14 protein-coding genes are annotated in these 15,959 nt (G+C 68.7%); 8 read left to right on the plus strand and 6 right to left on the minus strand.

Annotated elements, in window-relative coordinates; all coding sequences use genetic code 11:
• Nucleotides 1-67: 67 nt before the first annotated feature.
• The 7 genes from AB0B96_RS25460 to AB0B96_RS25490 all read left to right on the plus strand — a co-directional run bounded on the left by AB0B96_RS25460 (nucleotide 68) and on the right by AB0B96_RS25490 (nucleotide 6,659).
• Nucleotides 68-604: a (2Fe-2S)-binding protein gene (locus tag AB0B96_RS25460; RefSeq protein WP_362902413.1), complete on the plus strand. Its 537-nt coding sequence runs from the start codon at nucleotides 68-70 to the stop codon at nucleotides 602-604.
• A complete protein-coding gene (locus AB0B96_RS25465; RefSeq protein WP_362902415.1) occupies nucleotides 601-1,986 on the plus strand; it encodes a molybdopterin cofactor-binding domain-containing protein in 1,386 nt (461 codons plus the stop codon). Before AB0B96_RS25460 ends, AB0B96_RS25465 begins: the two co-directional genes overlap by 4 nt.
• A 3-nt stretch (nucleotides 1,987-1,989) precedes the next feature.
• On the plus strand, nucleotides 1,990-3,027 hold the full coding sequence (locus tag AB0B96_RS25470) for a molybdopterin cofactor-binding domain-containing protein (RefSeq protein WP_362902417.1): 1,038 nt from the start codon (nucleotides 1,990-1,992) through the stop codon (nucleotides 3,025-3,027).
• Nucleotides 3,028-3,067: 40 nt separating this feature from the next.
• Nucleotides 3,068-3,370, plus strand: coding sequence for an EthD family reductase (locus AB0B96_RS25475; protein WP_362518745.1), 303 nt, complete (start codon nucleotides 3,068-3,070; stop codon nucleotides 3,368-3,370).
• Nucleotides 3,371-3,390: 20 nt separating this feature from the next.
• Nucleotides 3,391-4,410 carry a MoxR family ATPase gene (locus AB0B96_RS25480; RefSeq protein ID WP_362902419.1) on the plus strand — a complete coding sequence of 340 codons (1,020 nt, stop codon included), beginning with the start codon at nucleotides 3,391-3,393 and terminating at the stop codon, nucleotides 4,408-4,410.
• Nucleotides 4,403-5,677, plus strand: a complete 1,275-nt coding sequence (locus tag AB0B96_RS25485; RefSeq protein WP_362902421.1) for a VWA domain-containing protein — start codon at nucleotides 4,403-4,405, stop codon at nucleotides 5,675-5,677. The genes AB0B96_RS25480 and AB0B96_RS25485 overlap by 8 nt, the downstream gene beginning before the upstream one ends.
• A gap of 67 nt (nucleotides 5,678-5,744) precedes the next feature.
• Complete coding sequence (locus tag AB0B96_RS25490) at nucleotides 5,745-6,659, plus strand: amidohydrolase family protein (protein WP_362902423.1); 915 nt, start codon at nucleotides 5,745-5,747, stop codon at nucleotides 6,657-6,659.
• Between the two features lie 126 nt (nucleotides 6,660-6,785).
• Here AB0B96_RS25490 and AB0B96_RS25495 read toward each other — a convergent pair whose 3' ends face one another.
• The 6 genes from AB0B96_RS25495 to AB0B96_RS25520 form a co-directional block, all read right to left on the minus strand.
• Complete coding sequence (locus AB0B96_RS25495; protein WP_362902425.1) at nucleotides 6,786-7,394, minus strand: cadmium resistance transporter; 609 nt, start codon at nucleotides 7,392-7,394, stop codon at nucleotides 6,786-6,788.
• A 257-nt stretch (nucleotides 7,395-7,651) separates the two neighbouring features.
• The gene (locus AB0B96_RS25500; protein ID WP_362902426.1) at nucleotides 7,652-8,650 is read right to left on the minus strand and encodes a PQQ-binding-like beta-propeller repeat protein; all 999 of its coding nucleotides are present in this window, start codon (nucleotides 8,648-8,650) and stop codon (nucleotides 7,652-7,654) included.
• Nucleotides 8,651-9,065: 415 nt separating this feature from the next.
• On the minus strand, nucleotides 9,066-9,755 hold the full coding sequence (locus AB0B96_RS25505) for a hypothetical protein (protein WP_362902428.1): 690 nt from the start codon (nucleotides 9,753-9,755) through the stop codon (nucleotides 9,066-9,068).
• 146 nt (nucleotides 9,756-9,901) lie between these two features.
• Nucleotides 9,902-12,724, minus strand: a complete 2,823-nt coding sequence (locus AB0B96_RS25510; protein ID WP_362902430.1) for a vitamin B12-dependent ribonucleotide reductase — start codon at nucleotides 12,722-12,724, stop codon at nucleotides 9,902-9,904.
• 84 nt (nucleotides 12,725-12,808) lie between these two features.
• Nucleotides 12,809-13,270, minus strand: a complete 462-nt coding sequence (gene nrdR, locus AB0B96_RS25515) for a transcriptional regulator NrdR (RefSeq protein WP_350945916.1) — start codon at nucleotides 13,268-13,270, stop codon at nucleotides 12,809-12,811.
• A gap of 485 nt (nucleotides 13,271-13,755) precedes the next feature.
• Complete coding sequence (locus tag AB0B96_RS25520; RefSeq protein WP_350945915.1) at nucleotides 13,756-14,028, minus strand: LysM peptidoglycan-binding domain-containing protein; 273 nt, start codon at nucleotides 14,026-14,028, stop codon at nucleotides 13,756-13,758.
• A gap of 866 nt (nucleotides 14,029-14,894) precedes the next feature.
• Between AB0B96_RS25520 and lexA the strand changes: the two genes are divergently transcribed.
• Complete coding sequence (gene lexA, locus AB0B96_RS25525) at nucleotides 14,895-15,605, plus strand: transcriptional repressor LexA (protein ID WP_350945914.1); 711 nt, start codon at nucleotides 14,895-14,897, stop codon at nucleotides 15,603-15,605.
• The last annotated feature ends 354 nt before the right edge of the window (nucleotides 15,606-15,959 follow it).

Here is a 15,959-nt window from a genome sequence, read left to right on the forward strand (position 1 = left end):
CCACCGCGTCCATCAGATGCCCCTCACCTCCTGAAAAAGCCCGCCCACCCCCAGAAAGGGCCGGACAATGTCGTCACAGATCGTCTCGCTCGTCGTCAACGGCGAGCCCCGGGAGTTCATCGCCAAACCGGGCACCACACTCCTGGCGGTCCTGCGCGACTCGCTGGGACTCACCGCGGCCAAGCGGGGCTGCGCGCAGGGAAGCTGCGGCACCTGCACCGTGCTCGTCGACGACCGGCCCGTGACGGCGTGCCTGATCGCCGTGGAAACGGTCTCGGGGGCCTCGGTCCGCACCCTTGAGGGAGTGGCCGCGGGCGGAGACCTCGACGAGGTGCAGAGCGCCTTCGTCGACAACTTCGCCACCCAGTGCGGCTTCTGCACGGCGGGCATGATCATGGTCGCCGAGGCCCTGCTGGACCGCGATCCGAATCCGAGTCAGGAGGACGTGGCCGAGGCGATCTCGGGCAACGTCTGCCGGTGCACCGGCTACCAGCCCATCATGATCGCCATCCTGGACGCGGCCAGGCGCAGGCGCGGAGAATCCCCCAAGCCGGTGCCGGCCTCGGAAGAGACGGTGTCGCAGGAAGAGACGGTGTCGCGATGACCTACCGGCTCGCCCCCATCGACAAGGACTCGTTCGCCGCCGAGCGCGAGGACGACTTCACCGTCATCGGCTCGGTCGTCCAGCGCTCCGACGCGCTGGGGCACGTCACCGGCAGGACCGAGTTCTTCGAGGACGTCGCCCCGCCGGGGATGCTGCACCTGAAGATGCACCGTTCGGCCCGCCACCACGCCAGGATCAGGGGCGTCGACCTGACCGCCGCCCTCGAGGTGCCCGGCGTCACCCGGATCCTCACCCACGCCGACATCCCGAACAACCTCTACACCCCGCTGAAGCTGATCGGCGTCGGGCCGGACGACGAGCCGATCCTCGCCGTGGACAAGGTCCGCTACCTGGGCGAGCCGATCTGCGCGGTGATCGCCGAGTCCGAGGCCGCGGCCCTGGAGGGGGTGGCCAGGATCAGGGTCGACTACGAGGACCTGCCCGCGGTCTTCGACGTCGAGGAGGCTCTGGCGGAGGGGGCGCCACTGGTCAACGAGTACCACGGCCGCAACTTCTTCACGTACGAGGGACACCACTGCCGGCGGATCCGGTTCGGCGACGTGGAGAAGGCGTTCGCGCAGGCCGACCACATCTTCGAGTGGCGCTACGAGTCCGCGCCGATCGAGCAGGCTCCCACCGAGACCACCGGCTGCGTGGTGGTCCCGCAGGCCGACGGCCGGCTGCGCATCCACTCCGACACCCAGGCGTGCTTCTTCACCCTCGACAACACCGCGCTCATCCTCCAGACCCCGTTCAACAAGCTGCGCATCGTCGGCGGGACGGTCGGCGGAGGCTTCGGCGGCAAGGTCGACGTCGTCGTCGAACCGGTCGCGTGTGTGGCCGCCATGACGACCGGCCGCCCGGTCAAGTTCGTCTACGGCAGGTACGAGGAGATGCAGGTCTCCTCGCCGCGCGCCGCCGAACGCATCTACATCAAGGACGCCGTGATGGGCGACGGCCGGATCATCGGCCGCAAGGTCACGTTGTACGTCGACTCGGGCGCCTACGCGCGGCACACCCCGTACGGCACCACCAAGGCCGCGGCCCACCTGCCGGGACCGTACTCGATCCCGAACGTGTGGGCCGACTGCCACTGCGTGTTCACCAACCGCACGCCCTCCAGCGCGATGCGCGGGTTCGGCGTGACCATCGGCGACTTCGCACTGGAGTCGCAGATGGACCGGATCGCGAGGGCCCTTTCGATGGACCCGCTGCGGCTGCGGCTGCTCAACGCCTACCGCGACGGCGACCTCAAGGCCCACCGCAAGGTCGCCGAGGGCACGGCGCTGGTCGAAGTGATCCAGAAGGCCGCGGAGATGTCCGGGCACGAACTGCCCGAGGCGTACCGCCGGATGTCCTCGACGACACGAGAGGGGCTGTAGGCCATGGCCAGGCTGCGCGGGCGCGGATACGCGTCGGTGAACTACCCGACCGGCATGAACCTCGGCGGCGACCCCTCACAGGCGCTGATCCACTCCACGACCACGGGCACCTTCGTGATCACGCTCTCCTCGGTGGACCTCGGCCAGGGCATCAAGACGATCGCCGCGCAGTGCGCGGCCGAGACGCTCGGCCTGCCGATCGAGAACGTCCTGGTCAACACCGCCGACACCGACACGGGCCCGCACTGCATGGGCACCTTCGCCAGCCGGGGCACCCACCGCGTCGGCAACGCCGTCATCATGGCGGCGGCCGAGGCGCGCGGCGTGATGCTGGAGGTCGCCGCCGAGGAGCTGGAGGTCGACGCCGGAGACCTGGAGACCGACGGCACCGGCGTCATCAAGCTCAAGGGCTCCGACGAGCCGAGCATCCACATCACCGAGCTGGCCATGGCCGCGCACTTCAAGCACGGCCGTACGATCTCCGGGCGCGGCATCTTCCTCAAGGAGCCGAGCGTGCCGGTGCCCGAGACGGGAGAGATGGACCCCGACTCGTGCCAGGCGCACGCGTGCACGGTCGCCGTCGTCGAGGTGGACGACGAGACCGGGGTGGTCGAGGTGCTGGAGTTGTACAACGCCTACGAGATCGGCCGCGCGCTCAACCCGGCCATGGCGACCCAGCAGGTCGAGGGCGGTGCCTGGATGGGCGTGTCGCACGCCCTGTTCGAGACCACCGAGCCCTACTACCCGCGGCGCGACCACGGGCCCCGCGACTTCGCCGACTACCTCATGCCGGGCCCGGCCGACATCCCCGTACAGCACAGCCTGTTCCTGGAACGTCCCGCCGGCAACGGCCCCTACGGCGCCAAGGGCATCGGCGAGATGACCGCCAACGCGCCGATCCCCGCCATCGCCAACGCCATCTACGACGCCTGCGGCGTGCGTATCACGGCGATGCCCTTCACCCCCGAACGCGTCCTGCGCGGGCTGGACGCCCTCGCGCGAGACGCCACGCACGAGGTGCCCTCGCACGAGGGCGCCTGAACACCCGGAACACCCACCCGATCCGAAGGAACCGATAACCATGCTGAAAGTCGTCTCGCTGCTCAAGCGCGCGGAGAACATGTCCCACGAGGAGTTCGCGAAGTGGGTCGTGGAGGACCACGTCGAGTTCGCCAAGAAGCTTCCCGGGCTGCGCAAGTACACGGTGAGCGTCAGCAACGGCGATGACGCGCCGTTCGACTCGGTGAACGAGCTCTACTTCGACGACGAGGACGCCCGCGCCGCCGCGTTCGGCTCCGAGCACGGCAAGGCCGCCGCGGCCGACGCCGCCGCGCACACCACCCAGCGGGTCCACCTGCTCACGACCGAGCACGCCCAGCTGTGACGCCCGGCGGGGCGTCCCCGGTGTCCGGCGGGTTCCCCTCCGCGCCCGATGGGTCCTTCCCGGTGGCCGACGGGGCCTTCCCCGCCGACAAGTCCTCCTCGGCGGCCGGGTCCTCCCCGGCGGCCGGCGGAGGGGCGGCGCACGGCGGAGAGGCGACGGACGGAGGGGCGGCAGCGGCCTGCCCGCCGGACGAGCACGCGCTCGCCGCCGCGCTCGAACGGGAGGGGTACTTCGCCGACGAGGGTCTTCGCACCGCCGTCCACCTTGCGCTACGGCTGGACCGGCCGCTACTGCTCGAGGGAGAACCGGGAGTCGGGAAGACCGAGGTCGCCGCGGTGCTCTCGCGCGTCGTCGGCCGGGAACTCATCCGGCTTCAGTGCTTCGAGGGACTGGACGCCGGACAGGCGCTGTACGAATGGGACTATCCCAAGCAACTCCTGCATGTCCGGGTGGCGGAGAGTCGCGGCCAGGAGGTCGGCGACCTCTACCGCGAGGAGTTCCTGTTGCGACGGCCACTGCTGCGCGCCCTGGAGTCGGATCGCGGCGCGGTCCTGCTCATCGACGAGATCGACCGCGCCGACAGTGAGTTCGAGGCGTTCCTGCTGGAGTTCCTGGGCGACTTCCAGATCACCGTCCCCGAGCTGGGAACCATCCGGGCGCGCACGCCCCCGATCGTGGTGCTCACCTCCAACCGGACCCGCGAGCTGCACGACGCCCTCAAACGGCGATGCCTCTACCACTGGATCGCCTTCCCCGAGGTCGACCGCGAGCGGGCGATCCTGCGCGCGGCCGTACCCGGCCTGGAGGAGACGGCGGCCGAAGGGCTGGTACGCGCCGTCCAGCGGGTGCGCGGGCTGCCTCTGCTCAAACGGCCCGGTATCGCCGAGTCCGTGGAGTGGGCCAGGGGGGCGGTGACCCTCGCCGAGGGCGGCAGCCCGTGGCCCGTGGCGCTGCGCCGTGCCCTCGGCCTGCTCATCAAGGACGAGGAGGACACCCGGCTGCTCGCCGGGCACGCGGAGGAGCTGTTCGGCGATGTCTGATCCCGCCGCCGTCGCGGGAAGCCCGTCCCCCGGCTCCGAAGCCGTTCTCCCCACAGCCGCCGTCCCGGCGAGGGAGCCGTACGACGATTCCGAGCCCGGCGCCCTCGCCGCGCGTCATCTGTGGGGATTCCTGTCCTCGCTGCGCGCCGCCGGCGTGACCACCGCGCTGCCGAAACAGGCCGACCTGCTGCGGATTGTCGGCGCGTCACCACCGCGTGACCTGACCGCCCTGTACTGGTACGCCCGGATCACCCTGCTGCACGACATCGGCGAGCTCGCCGCCTTCGACCGGGTCTTCACCGCGTGGTTCCGGCAGGGCGGCCCTCCTGACGCCGTACCGCCACCCCCGGCGGGGGAGAGCGAGTCCCCCTCCCCCCAGGGGCCGGGCGAGGACGACCCCGCCCCGCGAGAGGTGCTGCCCGGTGACGGCGTCGAGGCCAGCACACTCAGCACGTACGGCAGGCGGGACTTCGACGCGGCCGACGACCGGTGGCGCTCGGTCGTCCGCGCACTGGAGGCAGCCTGGCCCGCCGCACTGCCCCCGACCCCGTCCAGGCGGCGGCGCCCGGCGCGTTCCGGCGACCGGCTGGACATGCGGCACACCTGGCGTCGGGCGCGCCGCCACGACGGGGAGATCATCGAGCTGCGCCTGCGTGCCCGCCCCCCGCGCCCGCGCCGCCTGCTCATCCTGGTCGACGTCTCGGGCTCGCTGCGGCGACACACCCCCGACCTGCTCCGTCTGGCGCACACGGCCCTGCGCGCGGCGCCGGCCCGTACCGAGGTCTTCACCTTCGGCACCCGGCTCACCCGGATCACCTCCGTGCTGTCACACCCCCACCCCGGCCGGGCGCTGCGCGCGGTGTCCGAGCTGGTCACCGACGCCGACGGCGGCACCGCGATCGGGGCGGCGCTGCACGAGTTCCTGGGAGTCCCCCGGTTCGTGGCGCTCGCGAGGGGCGCGCTCGTGATCGTGCTCTCCGACGGGCTCGAACGCGGCGACCACGTCCCCATGGTCCGCGCGACCGCCCGCCTGTCCCGCCTGGGCCACCGGCTCGTCTGGTGGTCACCGCTGGCGTGCTCCCCCGACTACATCCCGGTCACGCGCGCCATGGCCGCCCAGCTCCCCCACCTGGACCACCTCGGCGGCGTGCGCGACCTGCCCACCGCCCTCGCGGAGGTCCGCCGCCTCCCCGCGGTCCTGTCCGGCCCTCGGGGCGCGGCGGCCAGGCGGTGGCCCATCCCACGACCCACGGGAACCCGTCCATGACATGCCTCACGGTCCCGCGTCCCCTCCCCGGGGCCGAAGCCGGAGGTCCCCACGCCGGAGGTATTCGATGAACGACACCACCGCCAGTCCGGCTCTCGCCGGGATCGTCGACGCGCACCACCACATCTGGCGCGCCGCCGACCTGCCCTGGCTCCAGGGGGAGATGATCCCGCGCATCTTCGGCCCCTACGAGCCGATCCGCCGCGACTACCCGGTGTCGGAGTACGTCGAGGAGGCCACCGGCTGCGGTATCACCTCCTCGGTCTACGTCCAGGCCAACTGGTCTCTCGACCGCTGCCTGGACGAGGTGCGCTGGTTGCGCGACACCCATGCGGAGACCGGCTGGCCGATGGCCGTGATCGGCTCGGCGGACCTCTTCGACGAGGGCGCGGCCGACGTGATGCGCCGCCAGGCCGCGCTCACCCCGCTCATGAGGGGAACCCGTCTGCAACTGCACTGGCACGAGCGGCCCGAGTTCCGTTTCGCCTCCGCCCCCGACCGCATGAAGGATCCCGTCTTCCGGCGCAACATCGCCTCGCTCGCCGATCTCGGCTGGCTGTTCGAACTCCAGGTGTTCACCGACCAGATGGCCGACGCCGCGAGTTTCGTGGACGACTTCCCCGACGTCACGTTCGTGCTGGTCCACGCGGGGATGCTCGAAGAGTCCGGGGCGTCCCGGGTGGCGGAGTGGAAACGTGGCCTGAGGCTGCTGGCCGAGCGCCCCAACGTCGTGGTGAAGCTCACCGGCCAGGGCACGTTCGTGCACCGCGTGGACCGCTCGCTGATCGAGATGGTCGCGGACACCTGCCTGGAGGCCTTCGGCTCCCACCGCTGCATGTGGGGCAGCAACTTCCCGATCGAGAAGATCTGGACCGACCTTCCCACCCTGGTCTCCACCTGGCAGGAGGTCCTCGCCCGCCGGTCCCCCCAGACCGTCCAGAACGTGTTCGCCGCCACCGCCCGCCGGGTCTACCGCCTGTGAGAGGCAGCCGGGAGTGAAGGCCGATGTCATCACCCGGCCGTCGGCGGTGAGCACCCGACTCAGACGTACGCGCTACCGGCCGCCCCTGGTCCGTGTCGTCGGAGTACGCCGCTTCGTGACGAAGCCCTACAGGCCGAAGGCACCGCCCTCGATCAGGATGAGCAGGCCGATCCCGACCAGCACGACCGGCAGCAGAATGTGTCCCCACCGGCTCAGTGCCCTGGCGACGATCGGTCGAGTGGCGAAGAACCGCCCGGCAAGGCACCACACGGCCACCAAGGTCAGAAAGACGGTGACGTAGACGGCCATCGAGCCGACGCCCGCGGTGGCGAAGACGGGGACGTACACCCCGATGTTGTCGCCGCCGTTCGCGAAGGTGACCGCGGCCACCTCCAGGACCTTCGGCCCACCGGCATGCTCCTCCGCCGTCTCCCCGGCTCCGTCGCGCCCATCGCGGTGGGCCTTCCACGCCTGCCGACCCGCCTTGACGCCCAAGACCAGCGGGAGCAGGCCCAGGTAGGGCAGGACCGGCTCGGGGAGGAAGGTGGCACCGAAAGCCGCGGCCACCGCCACGGCCAAGATGCCCAGGAAGCCGAGATACTGACCGGCCACCACCCGCGCGGCGGCTCCGCGGCGTCCGGCGCCCTGGGCGAAGAACAACGCCAAGATCAAAATGTCGTCGATGTTGGTTACAGCGAACAATCCCACCGCCTGCCCGATGATGCCCGCATCCACGATGAGACGTTCCCTTCAACCCGAAGATGTCCCCGGCGACCCTACCGGCCGGGAAAACGACGGGCGATCACGGTGTTCTCACTGCACAGTCCCAGAGCGTCCGGGAACAGAGAAGGGGGGCCGGAGTCGACTCCGGCCCCCCTTTTCCGGTGGGCGTTACGCGGGTTCGGCTTTCGTACCCAGCGCTGCTTTTCTGCTCTGAATCAGCCCTGAATATTGGGGCAGAGCACTTATTCGTGGGCTGCGGTATTCCTGCGTCATTCACCTCGCCGGTACGGGTCGATGGTGATCATCCTCAAGGTTCCCTTGGTCACCATGAGCATCTCCCCTGCTCCAAGGTCTCGCAGTGCAGCCACCCTGGTAACCGATGAGGACCGCTCCAGGACGTGCCCATCAGACCGCAGGCGGAAGAGCAGGCCGCCCGCGCCGGCCACTACGAACCCCTCGCCGTCTCGGACCACCTCACCGACGAGTGGCTGCCTGACGTCCACGTTCCACAACACCGATCCGTCTTCGGGGTCGATGGCGAGATAACCGGCCCCTCGTTCTCGCAACCACACCACACCACCGGTGAACTGGGCGGCCGAGGACGAGAGGTCGGCATCGTGACGGAAGAAGCGCTCGACGAGACCCGATGACAATCGAATGCTTACAACGGATCGTGGGCCGCACGGCACCAGGCAACGGTCAGGGCCGATCATGGTGAACGCCGGATGACCGTCGGTTTCGACCAGCGGCTCCGGCAACCGCCAGCGGTCCAGTTCCCTGCCATCTCGTGGATCGATCAGCCACGCTTCCGAGCCGTCTCCCAACAGCACGCCGCCATCCCAGGGCAGAGGAAGCACCGTGGCCATGCGCCGCCGTGTCCGCCACAGAGGCCGTCCGTCCTTCAGGTCGAAAGCAGACATGGGCGTGTAACCACGCCAGCCGCCGACGACGACCGTCTCCGCGGTAGCCACGACATGCCCCGAGTATTGCGGCAACCCGGCGCGCCACACCACAGATCCCGTAGTGAGATCGAGACAGAACAGTTGATCGGTGTCCTGTGGCAGAACCAGGCAACGATCACCGGCGACCACGACGGCACGCGGCCAGGTTCCTATCGGGACGTCCCAGCGGACCGAGCAGTCGTGGCGGTCCAGGCAGACAAGCCGAGTGTGGCGCTCATGGAGAACGACGCGGTCTTCCGTCACCGCCAACGCCGAAGCGGACCCCCTCTGATGAAGCTGCCGCTCCCACAGCGTCTTTCCGATCATCTGCCGATTTCACCAGGCAAGCACCAGCTGCATCAATCACATTAACAATGGGAGGTCATATCGGCCGAAGCCAGGAGTGGAACCCAACAGGTCCCGTTTGACCAGGTATTTCATTCCTCGACAGCGCCGAAGGTACTGAGGGAGTGCGCTTATTCGGAAGGTTCGGTGTTTCCGGCGTGCCTGCGGTCCGGCGTCGTAACCCGCATTGGCTGCACCGGGATCCATGTTGCCGGCACCTCGCGCATCAGCAGCGCGCAGTCGAGCTTCGCGCTGCCTCGCGGGAACCGATCCTGGCTGTCGAAATAGCTGGACCGGACAGCGTGGACATCGACGGGCCGCACACGCCATGGACAGCCGTCTCATGTCGTGTCGCCCTCCTCGACGACTACCGTCTGTCCGCCGGAGTGTAGGACACCTATTCGGAAAGCTGATCGCTCCTCCGGGCTCCCTGGCACCGGTTCGTACCGACAGGCGTGAAAGTGAAACTGTCGGCGAAGTCGGAACCCTCTCCCCGGACGGCCAGAAGCATGGGCTCGCCGTACAATGCGGTCTGATCCGTACGCAAATGAAGGAACTCGTTCCAGAAATGGAAGCAGAGCAAAGAATCCTGAGGGTGCCCCGTCGCATATACCAAGGTCTTGGGAAAGTATGGGCTCGTGCCACCGCAGTAGACAGACGGCGGCCCGAACATACCGAGGGTCTGTTCGAGGGTTCGATCGCGCTCACACCAAGCCTTCTTGGCACCGATCAGCTTGTCGTACCCGTCCCGCGACAGGATACGGTCCGGCCGGAGCCATCCGTGACGATGGGCGAACTCGGCATAGACGGACGCGGCCATGTCATCGGTTCCGGCACCCCAGAGAGACTCGAAGGCTCCCCGAACTCCCGTGGAGAGAAAAGCCCTCCGAGCACGAAGGAAATCTTGTTCCTCACTCCAGCCTTGTTCACAGTCGTCCGTGTAGGCCATCGCGTCAAAGTAAATTCTTAGGGCGATCTCTCCACCGAACACACCTGGCCGACGAAGAGCAAAATTGATATGAGTCAACAGATATTCTCGCACCTGCTCGACAGTCCGCACTTCTCGCCAACCGTCCGCATCGGCCATCACCTTCCCCTGCTTTCTTCACCAAGGCCTTCCGAAAACGCCGGAAGGGGACCGGAGTCAATTCCGGCCCCCTTTTTTCTGGCAAGCGTTATGCGGGTTCGGCTTTCTTACCCAGCGCTGCTTTTCTGCTCTGAATCAGCTCTGAATCAGCTGCAACCGCTGGTGGAGCCGCAGCCCTCGCAGACGTAGCAGCTGCCGGCGGGACGCATCTTGGTGCCGCAGGTCATGCAGAGAGGCGCGTCGGCGGTGCGGCCCTGGTGGGATTCCAGGGAGCCGGTGCGGCGCGGGGTCTCCGCGGGTGCCGCCTCGGGGCGGGACTGCGGCTCCTCGATGGGAGCCGAGGTGGCGAGCTCGGCGATGACCTCGTCGCTGTGGATCGGGGCCGGGTCCTCACCGCGCTGCTGCGCGGCGCGCTCGGAGGCGGAGAAGATCCCGAGGGCGGCGCGGTCGTCGTAGGGCAGGTGGTCCAGGGCCAGACGGCGGAAGATGTAGTCCATCACCGAGGCGGCGATACGGACGTCCGGGTCGTCGGTCATACCGGCCGGGTCGAAGCGCATGTTGACGAACTTGCCGACGTACGTCTCCAGCGGCACCCCGTACTGCAGGCCGATGGAGATGGCCACCGAGAACGCGTCCATGACGCCCGCGAGGGTCGACCCCTGCTTGGACATCTTCAGGAAGACCTCACCGAGGCCGTCGTCGGGATAGGACGAGGCGGTCATGTAGCCCTTGGCGCCCCCCACGGTGAAGCGGGTGGTGGTGCTGGGGCGCTGGTTGGGCATCCGGCGGCGGGTCGGGCGGCTGATCTCCACGACCTGGATCGCCGGCTCGGCGGGCTCCTCCTTCTCCTCGGTCTTCTTGCCCGAGGCCGAGAGGGGCTGGCCGACCTTGCAGTTGTCGCGGTAGACCGCCAGGGCCTTCAGACCGAGCTTCCAGCCCTCCATGTAGACCTGCTCGATGTCCTCGATCGTCGCGGACTCGGGAAGGTTGACCGTCTTGGAGATGGCTCCGGACAGGAACGGCTGGGCCGCGGCCATCATGCGCACGTGGCCCATGGGCGCGATCGCACGCTCGCCCATCGCGCAGTCGAACACCTCGTAGTGCTCGCGCCGCAGGCCGGGGGCGTCGACGACATGACCGTGCTCGGCGATGAACTCGACGATCGCCTCGACCTGCTCCTCCTGGTAGCCGAGCCGCCGCAGCGCGCGGGGAATCGTCTGGTTGACGATCTGCATGGAGCCGCCGCCGACGAGCTTCTTGAACTTGACCAGGGCGAGGTCGGGCTCGATGCCGGTGGTGTCGCAGTCCATCATCAGGCCGATGGTCCCGGTCGGGGCGAGGAGCGATGCCTGGGCGTTGCGGTAACCGTTCTTCTCACCGAGCCTGAGGCACTCGCTCCACTGGCTGGAGGCCTCACGGTGGATGGCACCGTCGATCTCGTCGAACGTGCGCAGGGCCTCGTTCGCGTCGTTGTGCTTGCGCATGACCCGCTTGTGCGCGTCGGCGTTGCGGGCGTAGCCGTCGTAGGGGCCCACGACCGCGGCGAGTTCGGCGCTGCGGCGGTAGGAGACGCCGGTCATCAGCGAGGTGATGGCCCCGGCGACCGCCCGGCCGCCGTCGGAGTCGTAGGCGTGGCCGGTGGCCATGAGCAGCGCGCCGAGGTTGGCGTAGCCGATGCCCAGCTGGCGGTAGGCGCGGGTGGTCTGGTCGATCTTCTCGGTCGGGAAGTCGGCGAAGGTGATGGAGACGTCCATCGCGGTGATGATCAGCTCGGTGATCTTCACGAAGTTCGCGATGTCGAAGGTGTCGTCGTCCTTCAGGAACTTCAGCAGGTTGATGCTCGCCAGGTTGCACGAGGAGTTGTCCAGGTGCAGGTATTCCGAGCAGGGGTTGCTGGCGGTGATGCGACCCGTCTCCGGGCTGGTGTGCCAGTCGTTGATCGTGTCGTCGTACTGGACCCCGGGGTCGGCGCACTCCCAGGCGGCCTTGCCCATCTTGCGGAACAGCTCTCTGGCGTCGATCTTCTCGATGACCTCGCCGGTGAGGCGGGCGCGCAGGCCGAACTCCTCACCGTTCTCCACCGCGCGCATGAACTCGTCGGAGACGCGCACCGAGTTGTTGGCGTTCTGGTACTGGACGGAGACGATGTCCTTGCCGCCCAGGTCCATGTCGAACCCGGCGTCGCGGAGGGCGCGGATCTTGTCCTCCTCGCGCGCCTTGGTCTCGACGAACTCCTCGATGTCGGGGTGGTCGACGTCGAGGACGACCATCTTGGCGGCGCGGCGGGTGGCGCCCCCGGACTTGATGGTGCCCGCGGAGGCGTCCGCGCCGCGCATGAAGGAGACCGGGCCGCTGGCGGTGCCCCCGCTGGAGAGCAGTTCCTTGGAGGAACGGATCCTGGAGAGGTTGACGCCGGAGCCGGACCCCCCCTTGAAGATCACACCCTCTTCCTTGTACCAGTCGAGGATCGACTCCATCTGGTCGTCGACGGCCAGGATGAAGCACGCGCTGACCTGCTGCGGCGAGGCGGTGCCGACGTTGAACCAGACGGGCGAGTTGAAGCTGAAGACCTGGTTGACCAGAGCGTGCTTGAGCTCGTGGTCGAAGATCTCGGCGTCCTCGTCGGTGGCGAAGTAACCGTGCTCGACCGCCGTACGCGTGTAGACGCCCACCACCCGGTCGATCAGCTGCTTGAGGCTCCACTCCCGCTGCGGGGTGCCGACCGCGCCGCGGAAGTACTTGGTGGTCACGATGTTGGCGGCGTTGACCGACCACGACCGGGGGAACTCGACACCGCGCTGCTCGAAGTTGATCGAGCCGTCGCGCCAGTTGGTCATGACGACGTCACGGCGCTCCCAGACCAGCTCGTCATAGGGATGCACGCCTGGCGTGGTGAAGATGCGCTTCATCTTCAGACCCTTACGTGGCCTCTTGCCTCCACGTGTCACCGCACCGGCGGTCTCCGTCATGACTTCCCCCTCCTGGGGCTCCGTGGAACCCTCGAATCGGACCACACCAACGCGCCGCATCACCCCCGGCGCCCGGGGTCTGTATCAGTCCTGCTTGGTGGAGCGCTCCGCCCGGAGTCGCTCGATCTCCGCCTCGAAGTCGGCCAGCGTCTCGAAACCGCGATAGACGGAGGCGAACCGTAGGTACGCCACCTCGTCCAGTTCGCGGAGCGGGCCCAGGATGGCCAGCCCGACCTCGTGGGCCGCGATCTCGGCGCATCCGGTGGCCCGGATGCTCTCCTCGACTCGCTGGCCCAGCTGCGCCAGGGAATCCTCACTGACGGACCGCCCCTGGCACGCCCGCCGGACCCCGGCGATCACCTTGTCCCTGAAAAACGGCTCCGTCACACCGCTGCGCTTGCTCACCATGAGCAGAACGGTCTCCTGCGTGGTGAACCTGCGCCCGCATTCCGAGCACGTGCGCCTGCGGCGGATCGCCCCGCCGTCCTCGGTGGCCCGGCTGTCGATGACTCGCGTGTCTAGATGGCGACAGAACGGACAATGCACGCGTGTCGCCTCCTTGACCTACCGAAGCGGCCGACCCACCTCACCTACCCACGACACGCACGGCCAGACGCCCGCGCACACATCTCGAAGAGTCGAGATGCGGTAATGGAAACACAAGTTGTGGTGAAGTGTTGCGATGCAGCCACTAGATGTTGTGGTCCAACCGTAGAAGTGCTCGACCATGAACGCAAGTTGAAACGACCTTGCGGCACGAAGTCGCTGATCAGCCCGCACATCCCGGCGTGTCGCCACCCATGCGAGACCCCTCTCGCCCCGGACGCCTCTCGTCTCACAGTCGCCCCAGGCGACCCGCCGGACGAGTCCCTCGCATCCCCTCTCACACCCCTCGCCCCACCCGCGCCGCCGACCCGCCCCACCCCGCCGGAACGAGGCCCGCCCCTCTCGCCGGCCGCCCCACCGGAGCCCGGCCGGGCGCCGCAGCGGTCCCACGAGCCCCGGCCCGACCACCGGAGCCCGGCCCGGCCTCACCTCACGGAGACGAGGCCCTCCGGGAGATAGAGCCGGGTCCCCGGCCGGACCTCCGAGCCGGACAGCCCGTTGAGGTCCATGATGCGACGGACCGCCGAGCCGGTGTCCGCCTCCTTCGTCAACGCGTCCGCGATCTCCCACAGCGTGTCGTCCGCGTGCACCGTGATCCGCGGCAGCCCCTCAAGGCCCGCCCGCTCGTCCGCCGCGACCATGTCGATGCGTCCGCCGATCCAGAGCACCGCCAGGCTGAACAGTGCGAGCACCGCCACCACGACGATCCTTCCACGCCGGGTGAGTCGAAGGGGCCGCCGAACCGCTCCCTTCCGGCCGACACCCGGCCGGCGGGTGCCCACCGAGGATGCCGTCGCCGATCGCGGCGCCCTCCTCGGCCCGGCCCCGCGTCCGGCTCCCCGTTCCGGATCACGCCCGGACCACCGTCCCCGCTCACGGCCAGGGCTCCACCCCCGCCCACGCCCGAGCGACCGCCTCACCTCGCGGCCAGGACTCCGCCCAGGCTCACGCCCGGACGCCCCGCCGGACTTTCGCTCGGACTCACGCGAGGCCCGCCCCGGCTCTCGCCCACGCTTTCGCCCGGACTCCCGAGCGGATTCCCGTCTCATCTCGCGGCCGGATCCTCGCCCGGGCTCACGTTCGAAGACCCGCTCGGGCTCCCCGCCGGACCTTCGCCCCGGCTCGCGGCCGAGGCGCGCCCTCGGCACCGGTCCTGACACCGGCACCGAGTCCCACACGGCCTCCCACCCCTGCTTCGCCTCGGATCTCCGCCCGGACTCCGGCGCGGGACCGGGTTCCGGCTCCGGTCTCGGGGGCGGCACGAGCCGCAGGCGCGGCGCTCCCGGTGATCGCTGCGCCGCCCGGGACCTCGGCGCGATCCTGGATCGTGGTGTCGTCGCGGTCGGTTTCACGGTGGCCCCCCATCCCCTCGACCTGGCCGAACACATGTCGAAGAAAGATCGGTGAATCGAACACGATGTCGATCGAACTCCCGTACGATGTTGTACACCACGGCGTCGCCGATTTCGAGGACATTCGAACAATTGTTTGAGTATGATCTTCGGCCGAGGTATGGTCGCTGTGTGCGACGTGTTAAATACAGACCGGGAGGCGAGGAGTTCGTATGAGCCAGCACAACGAGAACGGTTCGGCCGCCAGCGACCTGGCGGTGCGAAGGCGTGACTCCCTTGGCCTCACCCCCAGGCAGCGGAAGATCCTTGAGGTGATCCGCGATTCCGTGCAGCAGCGCGGCTATCCGCCGTCCATGCGGGAGATCGGCGAAGCGGTGCAGCTCACCAGCACCTCCAGCGTGTCGCACCAGTTGACGGCTTTGCAGCGCAAGGGCTACCTGCGGCGTGATCCGCACCGCCCACGCGCCTTGGAGGTCCGCCTTCCCGGCGAGCCCGTGCTGTGGGTTGATCCCGACTCCGGTGAGGACGAGACTCCGGTCAGCCGTCCGACCGCCGCCTATGTGCCCCTCGTCGGTCAGATCGCCGCCGGTGGCCCCATCCTCGCCGAGGAGAGCATCGAAGACGTCTTCGCCCTGCCCAGGCAGCTTGTCGGTGAGGGTACGCTCTTCCTCCTCCAGGTGACCGGCGACTCGATGATCGAGGCCGCCATCGCCAACGGTGACTGGGTGGTCGTGCGCCAGCAGCCGGTCGCCGACAACGGCGACGTGGTCGCCGCGATGATCGACGGCGAGGCCACGGTCAAGACCTTCAAGCGCAGAGACGGCCACGTCTGGCTGGTCCCGCACAACCCCAACTACGACCCGATCCCCGGCGACGAGGCCACCGTGCTCGGCAAGGTCGTCGCGGTCCTCCGCAAGCTCTGACGCGAGCGTCCCACGCAGGCTCCTCACCGCTCTCCACGGGCTCCGGCTCGTGGAGGCGTCGCCGCCTGAGAGCGTCACCCGGCACGCGGGTCCGGACCGAGCCACACCGTGGTTACGCGAGCTCGGCATCACGCGCCTCCGGCTTTCTGTGCGACACGCCATAGAACGACACGCCGGATGGGGTCCGACATCAGATGTCGGGCCCCATCCGGCGTTCTCAGGTGATGGGACATCCCCGGGAAGATCTCTCGCCGGCGGGCACGGAAACCCACCCGGCGAGGCCGAGATGGAGGCCCGCCGCTTGAAGCGGCACGGGTTCTCCCCCGAAGTGGTCACGGGGACACGCCGGCCGAG

It is taken from the genome of Streptosporangium sp. NPDC049046 (assembly GCF_040649155.1).
GTDB lineage: Bacteria > Actinomycetota > Actinomycetes > Streptosporangiales > Streptosporangiaceae > Streptosporangium.

What these genes read in the sequence shown, in the direction of transcription:
- AB0B96_RS25460 (WP_362902413.1), top strand. Translation starts at nt 68, where the DNA reads ATGTCGTCACAGATCGTCTCGCTCGTCGTCAACGGCGAGCCCCGGGAG.
- AB0B96_RS25465 (WP_362902415.1), top strand. Translation starts at nt 601, where the DNA reads ATGACCTACCGGCTCGCCCCCATCGACAAGGACTCGTTCGCCGCCGAG.
- AB0B96_RS25470 (WP_362902417.1), top strand. Translation starts at nt 1,990, where the DNA reads ATGGCCAGGCTGCGCGGGCGCGGATACGCGTCGGTGAACTACCCGACC.
- AB0B96_RS25475 (WP_362518745.1), top strand. Translation starts at nt 3,068, where the DNA reads ATGCTGAAAGTCGTCTCGCTGCTCAAGCGCGCGGAGAACATGTCCCAC.
- AB0B96_RS25485 (WP_362902421.1), top strand. Translation starts at nt 4,403, where the DNA reads ATGTCTGATCCCGCCGCCGTCGCGGGAAGCCCGTCCCCCGGCTCCGAA.
- AB0B96_RS25490 (WP_362902423.1), top strand. Translation starts at nt 5,745, where the DNA reads ATGAACGACACCACCGCCAGTCCGGCTCTCGCCGGGATCGTCGACGCG.
- AB0B96_RS25500 (WP_362902426.1), bottom strand. Translation starts at nt 8,650, where the DNA reads ATGATCGGAAAGACGCTGTGGGAGCGGCAGCTTCATCAGAGGGGGTCC.
- AB0B96_RS25505 (WP_362902428.1), bottom strand. Translation starts at nt 9,755, where the DNA reads ATGGCCGATGCGGACGGTTGGCGAGAAGTGCGGACTGTCGAGCAGGTG.
- AB0B96_RS25510 (WP_362902430.1), bottom strand. Translation starts at nt 12,724, where the DNA reads ATGACGGAGACCGCCGGTGCGGTGACACGTGGAGGCAAGAGGCCACGT.
- lexA (WP_350945914.1), top strand. Translation starts at nt 14,895, where the DNA reads ATGAGCCAGCACAACGAGAACGGTTCGGCCGCCAGCGACCTGGCGGTG.